Origin of the sequence: Halobacillus sp., from assembly GCF_049282395.1 — a bacterium.
In the GTDB taxonomy this organism is placed as follows: Bacteria; Bacillota; Bacilli; order Bacillales; family Halobacillaceae; genus Halobacillus.
In genome coordinates this window covers 23,913-45,315 of the sequence record NZ_JBAPTY010000057.1, presented here as the reverse complement: position 1 = coordinate 45,315, position 21,403 = coordinate 23,913, and the positions used below count along the sequence as shown (strand labels likewise).

Sequence of the window (21,403 nt, the reverse complement as noted above, 5' to 3'; positions counted from 1 at the left end):
CTTCCTTATAGCCATTCTTACATAGAAAAAACCACACAAACTAATCGCTTCAGCTGAAAGCGTTTGTGTGGCTTCGTCAGTTTCGATCACGAAAGGACTGAAGTTTATCTTTGCTTATATTGCCATAAACCAGAACGTGAAGTTGAAACTGCTGAAGCCCCCGCTTCAAGAGCTTGATTGATCTCATCATTCGTTCGAATCAAGCCGCCAGCAATAACAGGGATGTCCAATTGATCTTTAATCTCTTTTATCATTCCCGGTAAGACCCCAGGTAAAACTTCCACAAAATCAGGCTTTGTTTTTTGAATGATTGTTATATTATGGTCAATAGCCTGGCTATCTATTAGAAATAAACGCTGAACAGATATTAGATCATGCTTTTTAGCTTGATGGATTACATTGGCTCTTGTCGATATCACCCCATGGGGTTTAACTTCCTGGGCTACATACTCCATGCCATAATCATCCGCTTTCAATCCTTGAATTAAGTCAATGTGTACAAGCACCTTTTTCCCAGCCTTTTGTCCGATTCTTACCAGTTTTCGAAGTAATCCCAATCGGCTGTCCAGGAGAATTATATATTCTGTTTCGCTATCTAATAAAGCTTCAAAATCTTTAATCTTCCGCACAGCCGGCAGGACAGATTGATGAATATTCATCAGTTCACCTCATTTCTTTTAAGAACCTTCGATAAATGACGCTGAATCCCAAAATAGGTTTGGGATTCATTTCTTTTGATGAAGAACTAGGAAAAAAGTGGGACTCCATATTTATCAGGCACTACGCTTGCCGGGAGCCATTTATAACTGAATCGGAATCCTTACGCTCGTCCATTTCTTGCTTCGTATAAATTATTTTCATAGGATTACCTCCCACAAAAGTTCCAGCGGGCACGTCTTTATGAACCAGCGTACCTGCGGAGACCACTGCGTGATTGCCTATTGTAATACCCGGGAGAATCGTCGTATTAGCCCCAATCAGTACTTCATCCCCGATGGTGACATCTCCTAATCGATATTCATCAATTAAATACTCGTGAGCTAGTATGGTTGTATTATAACCGATCACCGTATTGCGGCCTACTCGAATCCGTTCCGGAAACATAATATCCACCATAACCATTAAGGCGAACGCGGTTTGCTTTCCAACTTCCATACGTAAAAGTGTCCGATAGAGCCAGTTTTTCATCCCCAGAAAAGGGGTGTAGCGAGCCAGCTGAATGACCGTGAAATTTTTAACCACCTTGAAAAACGGCACCGTCTTATAGATGTGCCATAAAGAATTCGCACCTTCAACTGGATAACGTTCCGTTTTCCTCATCGGTTATCCTCCTGTAATTTCAATCAGTTCACTCATATGGTCAAGCATATAATCAGGCTTAAGCTGCTCTAGTACTTCTCTGCCTTTAACCGTCCAAGCTACGCCAGCCGTGTGAGTACCAGCATTATGACCGGCTTCAATATCATGAGTGTTATCACCAACCATCAGGGTCTCGGATGCTTTGGAGTCTAAAGCATGAAGAGCCTTAACAATAGGTTCAGGATGAGGTTTTGCGTTGGTTACATCATCAAGGGTGATAATGGTTTCAAAAAAACCGTCAAGCCCCGTAATTTCAAGGCCCATGTGAACCGTGTTTTTCATTTTGGTAGTTACAATTCCCATTCTGTAACCTGCTTCTTTTAACTGGCGAATTGTATCCACGACTCCGTCATAAGCTCTGACATAAGACTCATGGTTTTCAATATTATGTTTCCGATAAGTTTCTACCATGTCTTCCACACGCTCGGGATTAATCTTTTCTAAACTCTCGCGAAGAGGAGGACCGATAAAGTCCAAAATTTCATCTCTAGTGTACGAACGGTCACTGTATTCATTTATTGTATGAGTAAACGAAGCGATAATCAGGTCATTCGTATCGATCAGGGTTCCATCTAAATCAAATAGAATGGTGCGTATGTTCATTCGAAGGTTCCTTTCTCTCTTGTTGTAGTTTATTCCATATAAAGCCGACTGTCGCGGTAAGTAATATAGCGGTCACCAGCCGTATTGCGAGCAGTGGCCATATTGGTATCCCAAGCGGGATAAAAATCAGTGTATCCTCAACCACAGCGTGACAGGACACTAAAAAAATGAGGGCTAAATACATGTCCTTCTTGGATACCCCATCTTCCTCTACAGCCTGAATCATTAAACCAGCCCCATAGGCCAGACCTATCGTTAATCCAGCTGCCAGCGTCATTGAAGTGTTCCGCTCCATTCCAAGGAAACGGGTGGCTGGAGCAACCCATTCTGAGAAGCGGTCCAGCCAGCCTTTTTCACGTAAATATTGCATAAAAACCATTAATGGAATGACAATGAGAGCCAGTTGGAGAATTCCCATAAAAGCGGTCTGCAGGCCCTGCCAAATAATCTCGTTCCATCCTTCTGGATCAGTGGCTTTCTCTGGGGTCAAACCGTATTTAGCTGCGCTGCTTCCACCATTCCAAATAAGATTGATAAAAATAGCAGAAATGAAAGCCAGGCCGATCCTTATTCCAGCCACAAACCACCAGCTGACTCCAACTCGCTTGGCCACTGTTGATTCTATCAGCAGATTATGGGAAAAGGACATCATCACCGCCATAATAAAAACTTCTTTTACTGTGAAATCAAAAGAAATAATCGCAGCAATCCCGGCATACAAATTCAAAAAGTTACCTAATACAAGCGGAACAGCTGCTTCCCCGGACAATCCGATCCATTGCATCAATGGTTCCATATAATCCATAACCCATGGAAGCAATGGGGTGAATTGAAGGATCGTTACTATAAGGGTCACTGGAAAAATAACTTTTCCTAGTGACCACGTGAGGTCCAGTCCTTTTCCTCCCCCTCGTAATAAAATGCCCTTCATTTCCTACTCTCCCTTATTTTGCTTTCTTTCCGTTATAATATTTATCCGCGTACCCAGCTTTTCTACGATAAATCATTACGGCTACAGCGAATAAGACTAAAACGATGGAAATGAATTGAGCCATTCGAATTTCCCCGAACAAATACAGACTGTCTGTGCGCATACCTTCAATAAAGAAACGTCCTACAGAATACCAGATTACGTAGCTCAAGAATACTTCTCCTCGACGAGGATTGAATTTATGACGCAGCACCAGAAGAAGAACAAACCCGAGGATATTCCATAACGATTCATATAGAAAAGTCGGATGGTAAACTGTGCCTTCAATGCACATTTGCTGATTGATAAATCCAGGCAAATATTGCATAAAATTATTGTAAAATGCTTCTGAAACAGGGCCCCCATGGGCTTCCTGGTTCATGAAATTTCCCCAGCGTCCAATCGCTTGTCCAAGAATCAAACTCGGTGCAGCGATATCCGCCATCCACCAAAAGGAAATCCCTTTTACCCGCGTGTAGACAACGGCTGTGAGTACGGCCCCTATTAGAGCCCCGTGAATAGCAATACCGCCTTCCCACACGGCAAAAACCTTCCACCATGGACCGCCGGCATATCGATCCCATTCGAAAATTACGTAATAAATCCTTGCACATAAAATGGATACTGGGATTGCATAAACTACAATATCCACCATATAATCTTTTTTAAGTCCCAGACGTTCCGTTTCATTGGTCGCAATCCACAGTCCTAAAAAGGCGCCAGTTGCGATAATAAATCCATACCAGTAGATAGGTAAAGGCCCCAAGTGGATTAAGACAGGATCCAGAGCCTCAGGTGTACAAGTCATGTCGCGCACGCTCCTTATTCATTTTGCTGATCTTGGTCAATCACATTGGTTAAACGTTCCGAGAATTCTTCAGCCGCATTAACCCCCATACGCTTCAAACGGAAATTCATGGCTGCTACTTCGATAATGACAGCCAGGTTACGTCCCGGACGAACCGGTATGGTTGCTTTAGGGATTTCCACGTCCATAATTTTCATTGTTTCTTCTTCGAGACCCAGACGGTCATACTGTTTGTTTTTCTCCCACAATTCCAGATTAATAATGAGCGTAATCCGTTTGAAACTCCGCACGGCCCCTGCACCAAACAATGTCATAACATTGATAATCCCTAGTCCGCGAATTTCCAGCAGATGTTCAATTAGCGGGGGACTGTTTCCTATTAACGTATCATAGTCTTCCTGACGGATTTCTACACTATCGTCAGCCACAAGACGGTGGCCCCGCTTGACCAATTCAAGTGCGGTCTCACTTTTACCTACACCACTTTGTCCAGTAATGAGCACACCTATCCCATAAATGTCTACTAAGACTCCATGGATAGCCGTAAATGGAGCAAATTTTGTTTCAAGAAAATTAGTAAGACGGCTGATCACTCTTGTGGTTTTATGAGGGGAACGCATTAATGGTACCCCGGCTTCCTGAGCAGCGGTTATTAATTCACTCGGAATGTCCATCCCTCTTGTGATAACGATGCCTGGGGTAACATCCGTACACAGTTTCTCTGATCTTTCCTGACGCTGTTCATTGGATAATTCATTGAAATATGAAAGCTCAGTTTTCCCGAGAAGCTGCAAACGCTCTTTAGGATAAAACTTAAAGTAACCTGTCATCTCCACCCCTGGACGCGAAATGTCACTTGTATGTATTTCACGGTGTACGCCATCTTTCCCAGCCATCAATTCCAGTTGAAATTGATCCAATAAATCTTCTGTACGCACTTTACTCATCTATAAAAGACCTCCTTAGTCGTTCGATCACTAAACACTATTGTAGCATGTTTTACAGGATCTTGGACATACGCAGAAAAAGCATACATCTAACACTATTCATGCTTTTTTAAATAAGCAGTGAGCGCAGAATAACCTTTCACAATACTTAACGTCGTTTATCCCAAAGCCTCTCTTAAATCTAAGTGTGGGTTTTACAGTAAAGCTCCCGTTTGTTTAAGACTCAGTTTCGAGATATTTCGTGAGAGAGTTAGGCCCTGCGGGGAACGACTCGCGTTCCGGCCCTGCATGACGCAGGGTCGTTCGACGTTGCCACAGGACGTGGCGATCTTAGTCGAACATCCCTTGTGCTGAGCCTCCTCAAGCTAAAGCTTTCCGGGGTCTCACCGATCATGTTCATCCCACAGGAGTCTCCATCGTCCCCCTCCGGACCTTGCCGAATCAGAAACTCGAAATGGCTTCACCCTTCCCCAGCTTGAGAAGAAATGACCACATGGGCATATATATATACTTTCTTCATGCTGGAACTAAGCGGGATAGCCTGTTATATAAGCATTTTCAGGCAGGTTAAGGAGGAGAGTACACTCTCCTTTCTCATATTGTAACGGACCCAAATGATCTCGAAATCGAGTATTCAACTATACGGCCCGATAGTGTAGTAACATTCTTATTAAATCATCAACAAAGTTCTACATAAATTATAAAGGTATTTATTGTGATTCTTTATACATCCTCACCTCTTAAGTAAGACCGAAACTATTGTTTCTGCTATGATAAGGAGGGGAACATAAGGAAAGGATTGAGCATTGACGCTGTATCTTTATTTTGTTAGCATATTAGCAAGCTAAAGGATTTGTCGAAAGGAATGAATACCATTGGTTAAACGGTTAATGTTTGAAAAGCCACTGGGGATGCGCGACACGCTCCCTTTTTTTTATAATCAAAAGTCGAAAGCGAGAAGGCAGTTATCTGAAGCCATCTTGTCATATGGCTACTCATTTATGGATACACCACTTATGGAGTATCACGATACAGTAGGAAAAGTGAGTGCAACGCTTGATCAACAGTTATTCAAGCTCCTGGACCAGCAAGGTCACACACTTGTACTCAGACCGGATATGACGGCACCTATTGCTCGTGTAGCCGCTTCGCAGTTAAAGAACGGAGAGTTTCCACTGCGTCTCGCTTACGACGGTCCTGTTTTTCGTGCACAGCAGGCTGAAGGTGGTAAACCTGCACAATTTGAGCAAGTAGGAACAGAATTGATTGGAGACCACTCCTCTTATGGGGACGCGGAAGTCATTGCCCTGCTTGTAGATTCACTTAAACAGACGGGTCTCGATAATTTTGTCATTACCGTCGGTCACATTGGATATGTGAAAGCATTTTTCAGTGATCTTCTCGGAGATGATGAAGACACGATGGAAACCCTGCTTCATTACTTATATAGAAAAAATTATGTCGGATTTAGAGAATGTGTGAAGTCGTTATCTATCTCCGAAGATAAAAAACAGGCGCTGCTTGAACTGCTCTCTCTTCGAGGCGGAGAAGAAATTTTTGAAGCCAGTCGTTCGCTGGCCCGAAATCAATCGTGTATGCAGGCAGTCAATGAATTGAAACAGCTCTATCGATTATTAAAAGTGAACGGCGTAGAAGATTACATTCAGTTTGACTTAAACTTGATCAGCCATATGGAATATTACACCGGCATTCTTTTCGAAGGTTATGCACCAAATCTGGGTGCTCTGCTTTGTAACGGTGGACGCTATGACACCCTGCTCCCATCCTTTGAACTGAATGCGTCAGCTACAGGTTTTGCCGTCCATTTAGAGCGCCTGGTAGAAGCACTGAATGATCTTGAGGACCAGGATGAACGAATCGGTATTATTGTAGACGACGATTCGTATGCAAAGGGAAAAAGAAAGGCAGATGAATACCGAAAAGAAGGACATGCGGTTCTTCTACAGCACGTAGATCAAATACCGGATCTTCCTGCTTTTTACGAACAGTTAGCTACTACAATTGATTTTACTCAGGTAGGAGGTGTTCAGGGTGAATAAACGTCTGACAATCGCTATGCCAAAAGGCAGGATATATGAGGAAGCAGCTGAGCTGATGAAAAGGGCCGGTTATGACTTGGGAGCAGATCTTGAAGAGTCCCGTAAGCTTATCCTTGAATTCCCTGAGCAAAATATTCGTGTGATGATGGCCAAGCCGATGGACGTAGTTACCTATGTAGAATATGGGGCTGCTGATCTTGGGATTGCTGGAAAAGATGTGCTTCTGGAACAGGATCGTGATGTCTATGAAGTACTCGATTTAAAAATCAGTCCGTGTTACGTAGCCGTTGCAGGTGTACCGGACCAGCCTCTCAGCCGGATTGCACCCAAAATTGCCACTAAATATCCGAAGGTGGCTTCCGATTATTTTCGTGAACAGGGCGAGCAAATTGAAATAATTCCGCTCAATGGTTCAATAGAACTGGCCCCGCTAATCGGGTTGGCCGATAGAATTGTTGACATTGTTTCTACAGGCAGGACTTTGAAAGAGAATGGTCTGGTGGAATATGAAAAGATTGCTGATATCACGTCTCGGCTAATTGTAAATCCGGTTAGCTATCGTTTGAAAAGTGAAGAGATTGAGCACATGGTGACAAACCTCAGTGACGTCATGGAGGGAATAAAATAATGAAAATTATTCAAAAAAGTGACCGTGTATCATTACGTCGCCGAGTGGAGCAAGGAACAGAGGAACAGAGAAAAATCGTTCAAGCGATTATTGCTGATGTGAAAGCTCAGGGGGACGAAGCTGTCCTTAATTATACAGAACGCTTCGACGGGGTAAAGCTTGATCAGTACAAAGTTTCACCACAAGAATTTGAAGAAGCATACGAAGCGCTTGATGGGGAATTTGTAGAGATTCTTCAAGAAGCAGCCGCCAATATACGCAGATTTCATGAAAAACAGCGACCTGCGTCCTGGTTTGATTCATCAGAGGATGGTACAATTTTAGGCCAGAAAATCACCGCTATTGAAGCGGCCGGTGTGTATGTACCTGGAGGCACAGCAGCTTATCCGTCTTCTGTATTTATGAATGTGATTCCGGCTCAGGTAGCGGGAGTGGAGAGGATCGTGATGGTCACTCCCCCTGGAAAAGATGGTAAGGTTCCAGATGGTGTGCTACTTGCCGCTCATATCCTTGGAGTTGAGGACGTTTATAAAGTCGGCGGAGCTCAGGCGATTGCTGCCCTGGCTTATGGGACCGATACCATTCCTGCAGTAGATAAAATTACTGGACCAGGAAATGTATTTGTGGCACTTGCGAAAAAGGAAGTCTTCGGAGATGTAGACATTGATATGATTGCCGGTCCCAGTGAAATTGCTGTTTTGGCTGATGACACCGCTGTTGCTTCTGAAGTAGCCGCTGATCTTCTGTCTCAAGCCGAGCACGATGCACGTTCTTCTAGTGTACTTGTAACAACGAGTCAGCAGCTTGCCGAACAGGTTCAGCAAGAAGTTACAAATCAATTAGAGGACTTGCCTCGTGCTGAAATTGCCCGTAAAAGCGTGGAGGATTACGGCATGATCCTCTTATGCGAAACGTGGGGCGAAGCTATTACTACAATAAATGAAATTGCTCCTGAACACTTGGAAATTGTAACAGACGAACCTTTTCAACACTTAGGTAAAATTAAAAATGCTGGTGCTATTTTCCTTGGACCTTATAGCAGCGAACCTGTGGGTGATTATTTTGCCGGGCCGAATCATGTACTTCCGACAAACGGTACAGCTCGTTTTTCCAGTCCTTTGAATGTTGACGATTTTCTTAAAAAGTCGAGTGTTATTTCCTACAGTGAAGAGGCACTGAAGAAACATGGGGACAAGATCGCCCGTTATGCCCGGCTGGAAGGATTAGAAGCTCACGCAAGGGCAATTGATACGCGGAAGGAGAGATGGACATGACCAGTGAAAGGTACGCTGAAATTGTACGTAAAACGAGAGAAACGAACATTGAACTTGGCATTTCCGTCGATGGTTCTGGTAAAGCAGATCTGGATGTGCAGGTCCCATTTTTAGCTCATATGCTCGAGCTTTTCGCAAAGCATGGCTTATTTAATCTTTCCGTTAAAGGACATGGGGATGTGGAAGTCGATGATCACCACTTGACTGAGGATATCGGCATTTGTCTGGGGCAGGCCTTCCGGGAAGCCCTGGGAGACAAATTTGGCATGAAAAGATATGGTTCGATGACCCTTCCTATGGATGAGACACTTGTTACAGTAGCGGTGGATCTTAGTGACCGTCCGCATCTGGAATGGAAAGCGGAGTTACCTAAAGACCGTCTGGGTACCTTTGATACGGAAAATGTACATGAGTTTTTTTGGAAATTTGCGGTAGAAGCAAGAATGAACCTTCACATTGTTCTTCATCATGGACATAACACGCACCATATTGTCGAAGCCATGTTTAAAGCACTTGCTCGTGCGCTTGATGAAGCAACTCAAATTGACCCCAGGGTCAATGGGGTGCCAAGTACGAAAGGAAGTTTATAAATGATAGGAATTATAGATTATGGGATGGGAAATCTATTCAGTGTTTCTAAAGCCTTAGAGCGTCTGAAAGTTCCATATAAATTTGGTGAACGTCCTGCCGAGATTGAGAATTGTGATGGCTACATTCTGCCGGGTGTTGGTGCTTTTCCGGATGCTATGAAAGCACTGGAAGAACACGGCTTCATCCCTTTTATAAAGGAAAAAGTCAAAGCGGGTGTCCCGATTTACGGTATTTGCTTGGGCATGCAATTGTTATTTGAATCCAGTGACGAAGGCGGAGAAACCGAAGGGCTGGGTCTCTTTCCAGGTAAAATTGTAAGATTTCCAGGAGTGAATGAACAGGGGAAATCCTATAAAGTACCTCATATGGGCTGGAATAAGATGAACCTGCTTCAGCCGGAAGAGCCGCTGCTTTCCGACGTGAAAGAAGAATATGTTTATTTTGTTCACTCCTTTGTCGCACAGACCCCTGATCCATCTATCCTCTATGCAACAGCCGATTATCACCTGGAAGTACCGGCCATTGTAGGTCGAAATAACCTGGTAGCAAGTCAGTTTCACCCGGAAAAAAGCGGGAGAGCCGGCATGCAGCTCTTAGAGAATTTTTGCAAAGTAATGGTCAAACAGTGAGGAGTTTTTAAGATGAGTTTTACAATTTATCCAGCAATTGATATGCGTAATGGAAAGTGTGTCCGCCTGGAGCAGGGAGACTTTGATAAGGAAACGGTGTACGGGGATGACCCATATGAAGTGGCCCGTGAGTTCTCCGATAAAGGTGCTTCCTGGATTCATATGGTCGACCTTGACGGAGCGAAAGAAGGTTCAAGAAAAAATGCGGAGCACGTGCTTCGTGCAGCGAAGGAATTGCCTTCACATATACAGATTGGCGGAGGGATCCGCAGCGAAGAAGATGTACGTTTTTATTTGGACCAGGGAGTAGATCGAGTGATCATCGGTTCACTTGCCGTTCGTGATCTAGAATTAACGAAATCCCTTCTTCGTAATTATGGAGAGCGTATCGTCATCGGGCTCGATGCACGAGATGGCTATGTGTCTACAGCAGGGTGGCTTGAGAGTTCTCAAATACAGGCGGTTGATTTAGGCCGTGACTTAGCCGAGGCAGGAGCAAGGACATTTATATACACCGATATTGCGAAAGATGGCATGTTGTCTGGGCCTAATCTAAAAGAAATTGTTCGATTAGCGGATGAAACAAAGGTTAATGTTATTGCTTCGGGAGGCATCCAGGGGCTGAGCGATTTAGAAATACTCAAGAACTACCAGGGCCGTCACGTTATCGGCTCCATTGTTGGAAAAGCTCTTTATACTGATCGTTTCACGCTCTCTGAAGCTCTTGAATTGGAGGAAAGCTGATGTTATCCAAACGAATTATTCCATGTCTGGATGTGAAGGAAGGACGAGTAGTGAAAGGGATTCAATTCGTCGATATTCGTGATGCCGGAGATCCTGTAGAGCTTGCCAAGGTTTATGACGAGCAAGGAGCGGATGAACTGGTTTTTTTAGACATTTCAGCTACTCATGAAGGAAAGAAAACGATGATTGATGTCGTTCGCTCGGTAGCTTCAGAGCTTGCGATTCCATTTACAGTTGGAGGAGGAATCCGCTCAATCGAAGATATAAAAGAAACATTAAGAAACGGAGCGGATAAAGTTTCTTTAAATTCTTCAGCGGTGAACCGACCGGAACTGCTTACAGAAGGAGCGGATTATTTCGGCAGCCAGTGTATTGTGGTTGCGATTGACGCTCGTTTTGATGAAGAATGGGGAACATGGCGTGTCTATACCCGCGGAGGACGTACCCCTTCAGAGTGGAAAGTGACCGAATGGGCTGAAGAAGCTGTCCGCCGTGGAGCAGGAGAAATTCTACTGACATCTATGAACAAAGATGGTGAAAAGACAGGCTTTGATCTTCCTTTATTGGAGGCAGTACAGGAGGTCGTCAACGTACCAGTCATTGCTTCAGGCGGAGCTGGGTCCAGTGAACATTTCTATGATGTATTTACAGAAGTCGATGCGGATGCCGCTTTAGCTGCTTCGATTTTCCATTATAAAGAAACGTCTGTTGCGAATGTGAAAGCATATTTGAAGGAGAAAGGGGTAATCGTGAGATGAATGTAAATGATCTACAATTCGATGAACAAGGCCTTGTCCCTGCTATTGTGCAGGATGCGCGTTCAAAGGCTGTACTGACGCTGGCCTATATGAGTAAAGAATCATTAGAAAAAACATTGGAAATTGGGGAAACCGTTTTTTTCAGCCGCTCCCGTCAAGAGTTGTGGCATAAAGGAGAAACCTCTGGAAATACACAAAAAGTAACGAGCATCCATTTCGATTGTGATCAGGATGCTTTACTCGTGCAGGTTGTTCCAAACGGACCTGCATGCCATAAAGGAGATTACAGCTGCTTCTCGGAATCATTGACCGATACGGAAGGACAGGTGAAAGAGAATCGCTATCAAATTCTGGATCAGTTGCAAAGTACACTTGCCGAACGGAAATCTACACTTCCGGAAGGTTCTTATACAGCCAAACTATTTAGTGAAGGCGTAGACCGGATTGCCAAGAAAATTGGAGAGGAAGCGGGAGAAGTTATCATTGCAGCTAAGAATGATGATCCAGAAGAAATGGCCCTCGAATCAGCAGACCTGCTTTTCCACTTACTTGTCATTTTGACTGATCGTGGAGTCCCGCTTGATGACGTACTGACGGTTCTGGAAGAACGCCACTCTTAAAAGTTACTAAATCTCCTATTTCATAACACATTTCTATGTTATACTGCTTTATTAGTGAGATTTGTAACGGAAATAGGGGGACGCTCATGACGACATCACTAAATAGCACCGCTGCTCAAGAAAATACGAATATTATCCCTTTTTTGCCATCTGGAAACTTCTATTTCACCCATGGAATTCAGGCGTTTCAGAAGCGTCGATTCAATGTGGCCGTGAAGTGGCTTAAAAAAGCAATAGAAGCAGCACCTGACGAACCACTTTATACCTGCCAGCTTTCTGTTGTGTACACGGAAATCGGTTCGTATCACGCGGCTAACCAACTGTTGACGGAAGTACTGGCCCGGTTCGGAAAAGAATATGTGGATTGTTACTATTTGATGGCCAACAACTATGCTCATCTTGGCTTATTAAGTGATGCGAAAAAATATGCCGAAACCTATCTTGAACAGTCCGAAGACGGAGAATTTGAGGAAGCATCCAAGCAGCTTCTGGAAATGCTTGAGTCAGTGGATGAAGAAGAGGATGATGATGAGTGGGCTTTTGATGATGAAGATGATTTATTGATTTATCAAGAGACTGCTTTCTATCACCTTGAACATGAAGAGTGGGAACAGGCGTTAAGCTTGTTACAAGAAATGATGCAGCTCTTTCCTGACTTTCAGATGGCGAAGCATAAGTACGCTTATGCGCTGTTCATGAACGGGGACCAGCAGGAAGCCATCGAAATTGAACAAGAATGGTTGAAAAATGAACCTGAAAATATACACAGCCACGTAAACCTCGCTGCCTTCCTTATTATGCAGGGGAACAGGGAAGAAGCTTTGCTTCATATTCAACTTCTGCGCAATGTCTACCCCATGCACAGTCAGCAAAAATTAGCTGTCGCTGAGACGCTGGCAAGAGCAGGCTTTTACGAAGAAGCTGTGGACCGCTTTCACAATTTGAAAGACCGTCAGGTTACGAGAAGACGAGTTTATTATAAATGGTACAGTATTTCGGTTTATCATACCGGTAATCCTTCTAAGGCTTTAGAATTATGGGAAAAAGGGTGCCAGCAATTTCCGAGTTTGAGTAAAGAAGAGGGTCCCTGGAAAAAATACTGATCTTAAAAATAATAGTCACATCAGCTGGCCTCTTTTTTTTGGAAGTGACCGCTTGTTTTTATGGCGAAATTTGTAGCTTTATAGAAAAAAACGCTCATTATCTATATCAGATGATAAGCACATTAATGGACGGTTTTTATTTGTTTTAATATGATATGTACATGAAATGAATGAAGGCATCAGGACACACACTGAAACAAGGAGCTGATAACGGATGACGGAAGATCGTATTTACGACGTTATTATCGCAGGGGCTGGTCCAGCAGGAATGACTGCAGCCGTTTATACTTCCCGTGCTAACCTTGATACTCTAATGCTTGAACGCGGAATACCGGGCGGGCAAATGGCCAACACGGAAGATGTAGAGAACTACCCGGGCTACGAAAGCATTCTTGGACCAGATCTTTCTAATAAAATGTTTGGTCACGCGAAAAAATTCGGAGCTGAATATGCTTACGGAGATATCAAAGAAGTAATCGATGGAAAAGAGTATAAAACAATTAAAGCAGGTAAAAAAGAATATAAAGCGCGCACTATCATTATTACAACAGGGGCTCAATATAAAGAGCTTGGTGTACCAGGAGAGAAAGAATTAGGCGGCCGCGGCGTATCCTACTGCGCAGTATGCGATGGCGCATTCTTCCGCGATAAAGAGCTCGTGGTTGTAGGCGGAGGAGACTCAGCGGTAGAAGAGGGCGTGTATCTAACCCGCTTTGCCAGCAAAGTAACGATTGTACACCGCCGTGATGAGCTTCGCGCTCAGAAAATTCTTCAGGATCGTGCTTTTGATAACGATAAGATTGATTTCATATGGGACACCGTTGTGACTTCCATTAATGAACAGGATGGCAAAGTAGGCAGCGTGAACCTTCACAATAAGAAAACAAATCAAGAGTATGAATTTAATACAAATGGTGCGTTCATTTATATTGGTCTTATTCCATTAAGTAAGCCATTTGAAAGCCTCGGTGTTACGAATGATCAAGGCTATATCGAAACAGATGAAAAAATGGAAACGAAAGTGCCGGGTGTGTTTGCTGCAGGGGATATCCGTGAAAAAGAACTGCGTCAAATCGTAACAGCTACAGGCGATGGCAGTATTGCTGCACAATCTGCTCAGCATTATATTGAGAACCTATTAGAAGAGCTGAAAATGGTCAACTAAAAATCACTTTAAATTAACTGCACTGTAACACCTATGATATAAAATTAAGTTACAATGTAGTTTATTAATTGACCCCCTTTTATTAGATATCTCTATTAAACACAGGTGCTTATCACCTGTGTATTTTTTTGTGCTTCGAATTATAATATTGTAGCTTCTGACATATTCATTGTATAATGAGGGATGATGTCCTCTAGAAAGAAAATGAGGTGACTGTAAGTTGCAACGTGTAGCCAATTGTATTTTAAGAATGAATGACTCCATATTAATGTTGAAAAAGCCGAGAAGGGGCTGGTATGTAGCGCCTGGTGGTAAAATGGAGAACGGTGAAAATATTAAAGATTCAGCTATCCGTGAATTTAAGGAAGAAACAGGACTTGAAATTAACGAGCCGGAATTAAGAGGATCGTTTACTTTTGTTATGCGTGAAGGTGAAAAAACAGTTCAAGAATGGATGATGTTCACTTTTCATTGCACCTCTGCTTCTGGAAATCTCCTTGAGACGAGTGAGGAAGGCGAACTCGAATGGGTACCTGTTGATGAGGTGCTCGGTAAACCAATGGCTGAGGGAGACCGCCATATATTTAAACACATCTTAAATAGCGATGATCAAATTTATGGAACATTTGTATATACGACGGATTTCCAGCTAATTGATAAGGATATGGATCCGTCACGACCTGACTAAATGAGGAGCGATCGAGGATGCAAGAAGAAGCGAACAATACTCAGTTAGTGATTATTACCGGAATGTCAGGGGCAGGGAAAACCGTGGCTGTTCAAAGCTTTGAAGATCTCGGTTTTTTTTGTGTGGACAACCTTCCGCCAGCCTTGCTTCCTAAATTCCTGGAACTGATGAAGGATTCTACTAATAACATTCAAAGTGTCGCACTAGTCATGGATTTAAGAGGCCGGGAATTTTTTGACTCTCTTTTTGATTCATTAGACCGGCTCGGTAAAGAAGACTGGATCCACGAGCAGATATTATTTCTCGATGCTGAAGACCAAGCGCTAGTATCACGTTATAAAGAGACGCGCAGATCTCATCCTTTAGCGAAAGAAGGACTTCCACTGGAAGGGATTCGTAAAGAACGCGAAATGCTTGATGAGTTACGCGGACGCGCACAAACTTTAATTGACACGACTTCTTTAAAACCAAAAGAACTTCGTGAACGCATTGTGGAAGGCTATCGCCAGCGTGAGCAGCAGGTATTTTCTGTCCAAATGGTTTCATTCGGCTTTAAATATGGTGTGCCGATTGATGCCGACCTGATGTTTGACGTTCGTTTTCTGCCTAATCCCCACTACGTAGAACACATGCGGCCGCTTACTGGTCTCACTACAGAAGTTTCTTCATATGTTTTCAAGTGGTCAGATACGCAGAAGTTCCTTGAGAAGCTTAAAGATTTACTACAGTTCATGCTTCCGCAATATAAACGGGAGGGTAAAAGCCAGCTGGTTATAGCCATAGGCTGTACGGGCGGTCAGCACCGTTCTGTGGCACTGGCAGAATATTTATCAGAGTATTTCTCTAATGATTACGTGACACACGTGACCCATAGAGATATTGATAAAAGGAAGGGTTTGTAAAGGATGGATCATACAGCCACACCCCGAGTCGTGGTTATAGGCGGAGGCACAGGCCTGCCTGTACTTCTTCGGGGACTTAAAAATCTGCCAATTGACTTATCTGCCATTGTAACTGTAGCAGATGATGGAGGAAGCTCGGGAAAACTTCGTAATGAAATGGCTATACCGGCACCGGGAGATATTCGAAATGTAGTCGCTGCCTTATCAGATGCTGAGCCGATGCTTTTGGATCTTTTCCAGCACCGTTTTGCAGATGGGAACGGGTTGTCTGGTCATTCCATGGGTAATTTGCTTCTTGCTGCTCTTGCATCCATGACTGGAGATTTTTATCAGGGGATTAAAGAAATTTCGCGTGTTTTAAATGTAAGAGGGCACATTTATCCTATTGCGAATCACTCCATGAATTTACATGCAGAAATGGAAGACGGCACCATTGTTACAGGGGAATCGAGCATTCCTAAACAACAGAAAAAAATTAAAAGGGTGTTTGTAAGTCCTACACCTGTTCAGCCGCTTCCGGAAGCTGTGAATGCAATTAAGGAAGCGGATTTAATTGTGATCGCACCTGGGAGTCTCTATACAAGTATTCTTCCTAATATTATTATTCCTGAAATTGGTCAGGCTTTAAGAGATACGAAAGCAAAAGTCACGTATGTCTGTAATGTTATGACCCAAGAAGGGGAAACCTCAGGATATACCGCTGGAGACCACTTGAAGGCGTTATTTGATCACATAGGTCGAGGGGTTATTAACTCGATCGTGGTTCATAACCAGCCGATTGAACAAAAAGTAAAGAAAGCCTACGCGAAAGAAAATGCTGAACCCGTTATTTATGACATAGAGCGTATTAAGTCAATGGGAATTGAAGTAGTGGAAGAAGATATTATAGATGAAAGTCAAGCCATGTTGCGGCATGATACAGATAAGCTTACTCAATTACTGCATTCGATGCTTTAATGGAGGGGCTTTCTGCCAGAGGGAGGTGTCCAGCTGTGTCATTTGCATCAGAGATAAAAAAAGAACTGACCAACGTAGAAGCAGATGCTTGCTGTATGGAGTCAGAATTAGCAGCATTAATTAGAATGAACGGGACTTTTTCTTTTTCCAACCGTCATTATATATTGGATATCCAAACGGAAAATGCAGCCATAGCAAGAAGAACGTATATGCTAATTAAAAAATTGTACCCTTATCCAGTAGAACTGCTGGTTCGAAAAAAAATGCGCTTGAAAAAAAACAATGTGTACATTGTACGTCTTTCTGAAAAGGCTGAGCAGGTGCTGCATGACCTGGAAATCCTGAAAGGTCCCCTGTCTATTAATCCGGAAATTCCTAAAAAGTATTTAAATGATACGTGCTGCAAGCGTGCCTACCTGAGAGGGGCATTTTTAGCAGGTGGTTCGGTCAATAATCCAGAAACCTCCTCCTATCACCTCGAAATTTATTCTTCTGATGAGGAACACAACGAAGCGTTGTGTCAGCTGATGAATAGTTTTGGGCTGCACGCTCGTACCCTGGTAAGAAAAAAAGGGTTTATTACGTATTTAAAAGAAGCCGATAAAATTACTGAACTAATCAGTAATATTGGAGCCCATCAAGCATTATTTAAATTTGAAGATGTACGGATCGTTAGAGATATGAGGAATTCTGTCAATCGTTTAGTGAATTGTGAAACAGCTAATTTAAATAAAACGATAGGAGCAGCATTCCGACAGGTAGAAAATATTAAATTTATTAAGCGCACCGTCGGTCTGGAAGCTTTACCTGATAAGCTTCAGGAAATTGCCTCTTTGCGTTTACAACATCAGGATGTTTCTTTAAAAGAACTTGGGGAATATGTTTCAGGAGCCGCGATAAGCAAATCAGGCATCAACCACCGGCTGCGTAAAATAGATGAATTTGCTGAAAAAGTTCGAAGAGGAGAAGTCACAGAAAACACAAGAAATTAATGTTTCTCCACTTTAATTCATGCTATAATGAACTATAATTAAAAACGCTTTCATTGATCGGGAGCGTTTTCTTTCGGTTTTTATGAATGCGTTTTCGGTGGTGGAATAAGTAAGTAAGGGAGGAGAGAATTCATTGATAGAACGGGATATAAAGATTGAACTAGAAACAGGGTTACAGGCAAGGCCGGCCGCTCAATTTGTTCAACATGCTAATCGCTTCAGCAGTGATATATTTATTGAGAAGGAAAACAAGCGGGTAAATGCCAAAAGCATTATGGGTCTAATGAGTCTTGCAGTGGGTACGGGTGAAAGTATTAAATTGATTGCAGATGGTTCCGATGAGGAAACTGCAATGGAACAGCTTCACGAATTTGTGAAGGAAAAGTAAACCTGTATTTGTGAAAGAATGAACTTAAAAATTAAAATAAGCTCATAAAAAATCCGCTGTGTAAAATACACAGCGGATAAGTATTAGATTAAGATTTCTCCATAACTTTGTCGATCAATCCATAATCTACAGCTTCGTGGGCAGACATGAAGTTATCACGATCAGTATCACGTTCGATCACTTCATAAGGCTGACCTGTACGTTCAGAAAGAATTTTGTTCAATTTCTCGCGCATTTTAATAATACGTTTAGCGTGAATTTCAATATCGGAAGCCTGACCTTGTGTGCCGCCTAGAGGCTGGTGGATCATAACCTCACTATTTGGAAGGGCATAACGCTTGCCTGGTTCACCAGCGTTTAGCAGGAAAGCACCCATTGAAGCTGCCATACCTGTGCAGATGGTAGACACGTTTGGTTTGATAAACTGCATCGTATCATAAATAGCCATACCGGATGTGATCGAACCACCAGGTGAATTAATGTATAGTGAAATATCTTTGTCCGGATCGTCAGCGGCCAAGAATAGCAATTGAGCTACAATGGAGTTGGAAATGTTATCGTCGATCGGGCTGCCAAGCATGATAATCCGGTCTTTCAATAGACGGGAGTATATGTCGTAAGCACGCTCTCCTCGGTTTGTTTGTTCAATAACTGTAGGTACTAAGTTCATTGTGATTTCCTCCTTATCATCACTAGTTATGATGGAATACATTTATCATACAATTAAGGTCAATAAAGGTCAAACAAAAACGATCGACCTTTTTCGTAGAATTCCTTATACCATCATTCCCTAAATATTTTTGGATAAACGTAGAGTGTATGGTTTTTATTACTAAATAAAGATTTATTTTTTATGAAGCTTTCGATAGGATCGTTTAGCTAAAGACTTTGGTTTATGGGAATGGGTGTTGGCAAATCATATAGCAAACGAACTCAGGGTTAGAGATTTCATGTGTCTCATCTCCTCTGTTCCTCTTCCGTGGAAGTTTCTTCGAAGGATTCTAGCAGCTTCTTTGAAATTTCACCTTATTGGATGGGCTGCTCCCAATTCTTAACTTAATTCGCAGGTTGTTGTAGTCACATAATAAAAAAACCTTGCAATATTCAACTATTCTTCATATAATATATATTGCATGTCATTTTGCGCCCGTAGCTCAGTTGGATAGAGCGGTAGATTCCGGTTCTACGTCTGTCGGAGGTTCGAATCCTCTCGGGCGCGCTATTAAATGAAATAATTATTCACAAAAAACGCCTTTCTTTCGGAAAGGCGTTTTTTGTGTTATACTGTTTGTTTAATATATTGAAATATTAATAGCGTTTGTCAAGTTATAAGAGCGAATAACTTAAACAATTGTGAAACAAAATTATACGGATAATCGTAAGTTGTTTGTTATGTCAATGTAATTTTTTTATTTTGGTTTCTATGTTATTATTATTTCATGCACTTGCCGTTTCTTGACGTTTTTGCCAAAGAAAAGGGGTATTTATGACAAACTTAATCCGTTATAAAATGTTGTCGACTGAGCAAATTTCTGAGGACAGACGGATTCACGTGTTCGATATGCAGCATCAGCAAAAGCTATCCTTTAATTATGAATCGTTGAAGCGAACACCTAGGAATAATGCCTATGAACAATTAACCGATTTTTTACAGAAGAGAAAACTGAAAATAGATAATGGCGTTTATGATAATGAAGAGCATGCATCCTGAACTGGTGCATGCTCTTCGTCTATGTATAATAGAGAACGGATTGCTTAATTCGGTTCAGAGCAGGAAAGGAGGAACAGCGTGAACAATATAACCTTATATGTAAAGAAAAGGTGTCCGCTTTGTGAGGAGATCAGTAGTTTAGTTGAGCTGCTCTCCGGGGAATATCAAATTGAGGTGCAAGAAATTGATATTGAGCAAAATGATGGACTAATGAGAAAGTATTTATTTGAAATTCCGGTCCTTGAAGTTAATGGAGTTGAATTAGACTATCGTTCTATTACCTATACAGCTATAGAAGAACGCTTACATTAAAAATTCACTCACTTCTGCTTGCGCCTCCACATTCTCACTGTTAATATTACTAGTGAAAGAGATGTTTTTTTTGCTCCGAGCGGGACATAATGTGACTACCCGGGACGAGATCCGGCCCAATCGATGGTTTTTAACATAAGGGGTTTTTCCATGCGAGACTTAATTGACTTACAAAAAAAACTTTTTCCTGAAGTGGTTGATGTAATGCAGCAACGCTATAAACTTTTGTATTACATCCAGATTATGCAGCCTGTAGGACGTCGTGCTCTGGCGGAAAACGTAGAGTTAGCGGAGCGTACTGTTCGCAGTGAAGTGGACTTCTTAAACAAGCAAGGCTCTGTAGAAATTACTTCCCGCGGAATGCATTTGACCTATGAAGGTCAAAACATTCTGGAGCAATTAGCTGAATTCATTAAAGAAGTTACAGGGATAAAGGTTTTAGAAAAGCAATTAAAGGATAAATTAAACCTAGACTATACTGTGGTTGTTCCTGGTGATAGTGATAACCTTGACTGGGTGAAAAGCGAAATGGGAAAAGCTTGCGTCAATTATTTAAAAGACCAGTTGATCCCCCGCCAAACCATAGGCATTACTGGTGGAACGACTATGGCGGCAGTAGCTGAAATGATGACACCGTTTCAAGGTGCAGATGAATGTCTCTACGTACCTGCACGCGGTGGTCTTGGGGAAAGAGTGGAAAATCAGGCGAATACCATTTGCGCTGAAATGGCTAAAAAAGCCAAAGGGGATTATCGCTTACTTTATGTACCCGATCCTTTAAGTGAGGATTCTTATAAGACCATTATCGAGGAACCCTCTATAAAGGAAGTACTCGAGATTATCCGGAAAGCAGGAATTATTATCCACGGTGTAGGGGATGCTGTAATGATGGCTGAAAGAAGGAAAACTTCTGCCGAACAATTGCGTCTTATTAAAAGTCGTGAAGCCGTGGGAGAAGCCTTTGGTTATTACTTTAATCAAAAAGGTGAAATCGTTCATAAAGTTAGAACGGTGGGGCTTCAGTTAGAAGATCTAAAGCATGCAGAGCATGTGATTGCCGTAGCTGGAGGGCGTTCAAAAGCCCAGGCTATTGCTTCCTATTTTAAGCCGGGACAGAGTAATGTTCTTATCACCGATGAAGGTGCGGCGAAAGAGTTAATAAGGGGAATTTCCCTTTAAATATATAATGCATAG

General features: G+C 42.5%; 25 protein-coding genes and 1 tRNA gene. 19 read left to right on the top strand and 7 right to left on the bottom strand.

The genetic code is table 11. The annotated features are described in order from the left end of the window. Nucleotides 1-104: 104 nt before the first annotated feature. From WAM07_RS02920 to hprK, 6 genes are all read right to left on the bottom strand, one after another. Nucleotides 105-659, bottom strand: a complete 555-nt coding sequence (locus WAM07_RS02920; protein ID WP_422164622.1) for a glycerol-3-phosphate responsive antiterminator — start codon at nucleotides 657-659, stop codon at nucleotides 105-107. A gap of 121 nt (nucleotides 660-780) precedes the next feature. Continuing rightward, nucleotides 781-1,320 (bottom strand): acyltransferase, encoded by a 540-nt coding sequence (locus tag WAM07_RS02915; RefSeq protein WP_422164620.1) that lies wholly within the window; start codon nucleotides 1,318-1,320, stop codon nucleotides 781-783. Between the two features lie 3 nt (nucleotides 1,321-1,323). Continuing rightward, complete coding sequence (gene ppaX / locus WAM07_RS02910; RefSeq protein ID WP_422164618.1) at nucleotides 1,324-1,962, bottom strand: pyrophosphatase PpaX; 639 nt, start codon at nucleotides 1,960-1,962, stop codon at nucleotides 1,324-1,326. After that, nucleotides 1,937-2,893: a nucleoside recognition domain-containing protein gene (locus WAM07_RS02905; RefSeq protein ID WP_422164616.1), complete on the bottom strand. Its 957-nt coding sequence runs from the start codon at nucleotides 2,891-2,893 to the stop codon at nucleotides 1,937-1,939. The genes ppaX and WAM07_RS02905 overlap by 26 nt, the downstream gene beginning before the upstream one ends. A 13-nt stretch (nucleotides 2,894-2,906) precedes the next feature. Then, nucleotides 2,907-3,740, bottom strand: coding sequence for a prolipoprotein diacylglyceryl transferase (gene lgt / locus WAM07_RS02900; protein ID WP_422164614.1), 834 nt, complete (start codon nucleotides 3,738-3,740; stop codon nucleotides 2,907-2,909). 14 nt (nucleotides 3,741-3,754) lie between these two features. Further along, on the bottom strand, nucleotides 3,755-4,687 hold the full coding sequence (hprK, locus tag WAM07_RS02895; protein ID WP_422164612.1) for an HPr(Ser) kinase/phosphatase: 933 nt from the start codon (nucleotides 4,685-4,687) through the stop codon (nucleotides 3,755-3,757). An 875-nt stretch (nucleotides 4,688-5,562) separates the two neighbouring features. Between hprK and WAM07_RS02890 the strand changes: the two genes are divergently transcribed. The 15 genes from WAM07_RS02890 to WAM07_RS02820 all read left to right on the top strand — a co-directional run bounded on the left by WAM07_RS02890 (nucleotide 5,563) and on the right by WAM07_RS02820 (nucleotide 18,186). Continuing rightward, complete coding sequence (locus WAM07_RS02890) at nucleotides 5,563-6,747, top strand: ATP phosphoribosyltransferase regulatory subunit (RefSeq protein WP_422164610.1); 1,185 nt, start codon at nucleotides 5,563-5,565, stop codon at nucleotides 6,745-6,747. Further along, nucleotides 6,740-7,375, top strand: coding sequence for an ATP phosphoribosyltransferase (gene hisG / locus WAM07_RS02885; RefSeq protein ID WP_224894225.1), 636 nt, complete (start codon nucleotides 6,740-6,742; stop codon nucleotides 7,373-7,375). The genes WAM07_RS02890 and hisG overlap by 8 nt, the downstream gene beginning before the upstream one ends. Then, nucleotides 7,375-8,649, top strand: coding sequence for a histidinol dehydrogenase (hisD, locus tag WAM07_RS02880; RefSeq protein WP_422164608.1), 1,275 nt, complete (start codon nucleotides 7,375-7,377; stop codon nucleotides 8,647-8,649). The genes hisG and hisD overlap by 1 nt, the downstream gene beginning before the upstream one ends. After that, nucleotides 8,646-9,239, top strand: coding sequence for an imidazoleglycerol-phosphate dehydratase HisB (hisB, locus tag WAM07_RS02875; RefSeq protein ID WP_422164606.1), 594 nt, complete (start codon nucleotides 8,646-8,648; stop codon nucleotides 9,237-9,239). The genes hisD and hisB overlap by 4 nt, the downstream gene beginning before the upstream one ends. Then, nucleotides 9,240-9,869 (top strand): imidazole glycerol phosphate synthase subunit HisH, encoded by a 630-nt coding sequence (gene hisH / locus WAM07_RS02870; protein ID WP_422164604.1) that lies wholly within the window; start codon nucleotides 9,240-9,242, stop codon nucleotides 9,867-9,869. A gap of 12 nt (nucleotides 9,870-9,881) precedes the next feature. Further along, on the top strand, nucleotides 9,882-10,613 hold the full coding sequence (gene hisA / locus WAM07_RS02865) for a 1-(5-phosphoribosyl)-5-[(5-phosphoribosylamino)methylideneamino]imidazole-4-carboxamide isomerase (RefSeq protein ID WP_422164602.1): 732 nt from the start codon (nucleotides 9,882-9,884) through the stop codon (nucleotides 10,611-10,613). Continuing rightward, nucleotides 10,613-11,371, top strand: coding sequence for an imidazole glycerol phosphate synthase subunit HisF (gene hisF / locus WAM07_RS02860; protein ID WP_422164600.1), 759 nt, complete (start codon nucleotides 10,613-10,615; stop codon nucleotides 11,369-11,371). The genes hisA and hisF overlap by 1 nt, the downstream gene beginning before the upstream one ends. Continuing rightward, complete coding sequence (gene hisIE, locus WAM07_RS02855) at nucleotides 11,368-11,991, top strand: bifunctional phosphoribosyl-AMP cyclohydrolase/phosphoribosyl-ATP diphosphatase HisIE (RefSeq protein ID WP_422164598.1); 624 nt, start codon at nucleotides 11,368-11,370, stop codon at nucleotides 11,989-11,991. Before hisF ends, hisIE begins: the two co-directional genes overlap by 4 nt. A gap of 86 nt (nucleotides 11,992-12,077) precedes the next feature. Then, entirely contained in the window at nucleotides 12,078-13,094 is a 1,017-nt protein-coding gene (locus WAM07_RS02850) for a tetratricopeptide repeat protein (protein ID WP_422164596.1), read from the top strand. Between the two features lie 214 nt (nucleotides 13,095-13,308). Further along, nucleotides 13,309-14,259 (top strand): thioredoxin-disulfide reductase, encoded by a 951-nt coding sequence (trxB, locus tag WAM07_RS02845; RefSeq protein WP_224894217.1) that lies wholly within the window; start codon nucleotides 13,309-13,311, stop codon nucleotides 14,257-14,259. 220 nt (nucleotides 14,260-14,479) lie between these two features. Further along, nucleotides 14,480-14,947, top strand: a complete 468-nt coding sequence (locus WAM07_RS02840) for an 8-oxo-dGTP diphosphatase (protein WP_014644246.1) — start codon at nucleotides 14,480-14,482, stop codon at nucleotides 14,945-14,947. Nucleotides 14,948-14,964: 17 nt separating this feature from the next. Next, the gene (rapZ, locus tag WAM07_RS02835; RefSeq protein ID WP_422164594.1) at nucleotides 14,965-15,849 is read left to right on the top strand and encodes an RNase adapter RapZ; all 885 of its coding nucleotides are present in this window, start codon (nucleotides 14,965-14,967) and stop codon (nucleotides 15,847-15,849) included. 3 nt (nucleotides 15,850-15,852) lie between these two features. After that, the gene (locus WAM07_RS02830) at nucleotides 15,853-16,806 is read left to right on the top strand and encodes a gluconeogenesis factor YvcK family protein (protein ID WP_422164592.1); all 954 of its coding nucleotides are present in this window, start codon (nucleotides 15,853-15,855) and stop codon (nucleotides 16,804-16,806) included. A gap of 35 nt (nucleotides 16,807-16,841) precedes the next feature. Continuing rightward, entirely contained in the window at nucleotides 16,842-17,798 is a 957-nt protein-coding gene (whiA, locus tag WAM07_RS02825) for a DNA-binding protein WhiA (protein WP_014644243.1), read from the top strand. A 133-nt stretch (nucleotides 17,799-17,931) separates the two neighbouring features. After that, nucleotides 17,932-18,186 (top strand): HPr family phosphocarrier protein, encoded by a 255-nt coding sequence (locus WAM07_RS02820; protein WP_224894214.1) that lies wholly within the window; start codon nucleotides 17,932-17,934, stop codon nucleotides 18,184-18,186. Nucleotides 18,187-18,274: 88 nt separating this feature from the next. On the opposite strand, the gene clpP is transcribed toward WAM07_RS02820, so the two are convergent. Continuing rightward, on the bottom strand, nucleotides 18,275-18,898 hold the full coding sequence (gene clpP, locus WAM07_RS02815; RefSeq protein ID WP_269448406.1) for an ATP-dependent Clp endopeptidase proteolytic subunit ClpP: 624 nt from the start codon (nucleotides 18,896-18,898) through the stop codon (nucleotides 18,275-18,277). A 431-nt stretch (nucleotides 18,899-19,329) separates the two neighbouring features. Between clpP and WAM07_RS02810 the strand changes: the two genes are divergently transcribed. The 4 genes from WAM07_RS02810 (at nucleotide 19,330) to WAM07_RS02795 (ending at nucleotide 21,388) form a co-directional block, all read left to right on the top strand. Beyond that, nucleotides 19,330-19,405 (top strand) — tRNA-Arg (locus WAM07_RS02810). Between the two features lie 267 nt (nucleotides 19,406-19,672). Next, on the top strand, nucleotides 19,673-19,897 hold the full coding sequence (locus tag WAM07_RS02805) for a hypothetical protein (protein ID WP_422164589.1): 225 nt from the start codon (nucleotides 19,673-19,675) through the stop codon (nucleotides 19,895-19,897). 78 nt (nucleotides 19,898-19,975) lie between these two features. Next, nucleotides 19,976-20,209 (top strand): glutaredoxin family protein, encoded by a 234-nt coding sequence (locus tag WAM07_RS02800; RefSeq protein WP_422164587.1) that lies wholly within the window; start codon nucleotides 19,976-19,978, stop codon nucleotides 20,207-20,209. Between the two features lie 150 nt (nucleotides 20,210-20,359). Beyond that, nucleotides 20,360-21,388, top strand: a complete 1,029-nt coding sequence (locus WAM07_RS02795; RefSeq protein ID WP_422164585.1) for a sugar-binding transcriptional regulator — start codon at nucleotides 20,360-20,362, stop codon at nucleotides 21,386-21,388. The last annotated feature ends 15 nt before the right edge of the window (nucleotides 21,389-21,403 follow it).